3 protein-coding genes are annotated in these 2,509 nt (G+C 71.2%); 1 reads left to right on the top strand and 2 read right to left on the bottom strand.

What is annotated here, in order from left to right; all coding sequences use genetic code 11:
• Positions 1-233 precede the first annotated feature (233 nt).
• Positions 234-758, bottom strand: a complete 525-nt coding sequence (locus ACFE60_RS18775; protein ID WP_375390368.1) for a TetR/AcrR family transcriptional regulator — start codon at positions 756-758, stop codon at positions 234-236.
• Positions 759-896: 138 nt separating this feature from the next.
• The gene (locus ACFE60_RS18770; protein WP_375390367.1) at positions 897-1,808 is read right to left on the bottom strand and encodes a helix-turn-helix domain-containing protein; all 912 of its coding nucleotides are present in this window, start codon (positions 1,806-1,808) and stop codon (positions 897-899) included.
• Positions 1,809-1,989: 181 nt separating this feature from the next.
• On the opposite strand from ACFE60_RS18770, the gene ACFE60_RS18765 reads away from it, so the two are divergent.
• On the top strand, positions 1,990-2,509 hold a 520-nt coding region (locus ACFE60_RS18765; protein WP_375390366.1), incomplete at its 3' end, for an SDR family NAD(P)-dependent oxidoreductase.

Here is a 2,509-nt window from a genome sequence, read left to right as displayed (position 1 = left end):
TGCTCCGCGTAGCTGATCCCGGTCGCCTCCACCCGCACCAGCAGGTGCCCCGCGGAAGGGGCGGCGACCGGCGTCGTGGTGACCTCGAGCCCGTCGGGCTCGACGAGACCGGGCAGCACCACGGTCGTGGTGGTGGCGGGGATGGTCAGGTCGTTCATGCGGTTCTCCTTCTGGTACTGATCGGACAGTCACAAGCGCAGGCGTGCAGATTCGATGAGATCGGGGAGGGGGCGTCAGCGCGGGACGGGGTGGCTGATGCCGCGGGTGAGCAGGGCGGCCCAGTCGGTGTCGAGGTCGTCGAGGCCGGTCTGGGCGATGAGGTGGCAGAGCTGCCCGTAGGCGATGAAACGCTGCACATCGGCCTCGGGGGCGCCGGAGACGCGGCGCACCGTGCGGACGACGAGGGCGAGTCCTCGCTGCACGGCCTCGCGGACCTCGGGGACGTCCGCGGCGCTCTGCGCGTGGGCCTGCAGCATGATCAGGTCCCGGTCGCCGATCAGCTCGACGTAGGCCGCGGTCATCGCGTCGAGCCGTCCGGCCGCGTCCGTCTCGCCGGCGGACTCGCCGCCGGCCACCAGCGCTTCGGCGACCTGGGCGAAGCAGTGGTCCACCGCCGCGGTGAACAGGCCGAGCTTGCCGGTGAAGAGGCGGAACACGTAGGCGGGGGACACCTGGGCCGCCGTGGCCACGTCCGCCACCGGTGTGGCGTGGTAGCCCGCGACCGCGAACACCCGCACCGCGTGGCCGACGATCCGCACGCGCTGGTCCTCCGCTGTCGACCGGACGGAGCGGGCCGATCGAGCCGTGGACGTCATGTATGTGAGTGAACAGTAACAAGCGAACGGTGTCAACTCAGGAACAGGAGCGGTGGGCGGTGGTCGTCCAGCGACCGCCGATCAGGACGGATCCCGCGGATCCGATCGCGGCGACTGCGGCACGGGTGACTGCTCGTGGAGCGAGGTCGTGGCGACCCAGGTGGCGAGCAGCTTGAGCCCGTCGTGGGACGGCGATCCGGCGGCCGCCGTGTAGACGACCAGCCCCAGGCCGTCGCTGGCGATTCGCATCACCTCGTAGGTGAGGTCCAGCTCCCCGACGATCCGGTGATGGAGGCGCTTGGTCCCGGTCACGTGCTCGCGGACGTCATGGGAGGCCCACACGGTGCGGAACTCCTCGCTGCGGGTGGAGAGCTCGCCGATCAGGTCCGAGAGCGCCCGGTCGTACGGCGATCGGCCTGCCTCGATCCGCAGCGCGGCCACGGTCTGCAGGACGGTGCGCGCCCGGTCGTCGAAGAAGTCGTGCGCCCGGGGGTCGAGGAACAGGTACCGGGCTGCGTTGGCGGGTCGCTCGGGCATGTCGAACTGCTCCGCGAAGAGCGCCCGGCCCATCGGGTTCGTCGCGACCAGGTCGAGACGTGCGTTCTGGATGACGGCCGGGACCGTCTCCATCGCGTCGAGGGTCTGCTGGAGGCTCGGCCGCACGGTCACCGCTCGCGCTGCCGGTCGGCGCCGCTGGCGGGTGACGCCGGCGCCGGCGTTCCGGACCAGGTCGAAGAGGTGCGCGTGCTCCGCGGCGTCCAGGTGCAGGGCGCGGCTGATCCCCTCGAGGATCGCCTCGGACACGCCGGCGGCGTTGCCGCGCTCGAGCCGGGTGTAGTACTCGGTGCTCATCCCCGCGAGCAGGGCGACCTCCTCGCGGCGGAGCCCCTTGACGCGTCGGCGCCCGCCGAAGTCGGGAAGTCCTGCCTGCGCCGGGGTGAGGCGGTCCCGACGAGTGGTCAGGAACTCGCCGATCTCGCTCCGCGCGTCCATGGACCCCGAATGTACGGTCCGGGCCGCAACGGCAAGGAGTCCTTGCCGGTACCCCTCTCCGCCGGGTCTGCCTCCCATCCGGCCTTCGGCGTCTACTGGGAAGGCACGCGGCCGAGACGGGCACGCGTTCCACGACGCGCCGACCTCAGCATCGACCGAGCGCAGAAGCACCGGGAGCGACGTGTCCGACACGAAGACGATCCTGATCACCGGCGCCTCCGACGGCATCGGGGCTGCGGCGGCTCGCAGGTTGGCCGCAAAAGGCGAGCGCCTGCTGCTGACCGGGCGCTCCCGCGACAAGATCGAGCGGATCGCCGAGGAGCTGGGCGCCGAGTCGTTCGTCGCCGACTTCGCGAGGCTCGACGACGTGCGGGCCCTCGCGTCGGCCGTTCGAGAGCGCGCCGACACGCTCGATGTGCTGGCGAACAACGCCGGCGGCATGTTCGGTGCGCGGACGGTGACCCAGGACGGGCACGAGCAGACCTTCCAGGTGAACCACCTCGCTCCTGCACTGCTGACCACCCTGCTGCTGGAGCCCCTGCTCGCCGCGAAGGGCTCGGTCGTCGGCACGTCGAGCCTCGGTTCGCAGTCCGGATCGATCGATCTCGACGACCTGGAGCACGACAGGAGGTACACGGCGCTGCGCGCGTACAACGACGCGAAGCTCGCGGTCACGCTGTTCACCCGCGCGCTGCACGATC

This window comes from uncultured Amnibacterium sp. (assembly GCF_964245895.1).
In the GTDB taxonomy this organism is placed as follows: Bacteria; Actinomycetota; Actinomycetes; order Actinomycetales; family Microbacteriaceae; genus Amnibacterium.
Note: the sequence above shows the minus strand (reverse complement) of the source record. Positions and strands in the feature narration are given on the sequence as shown.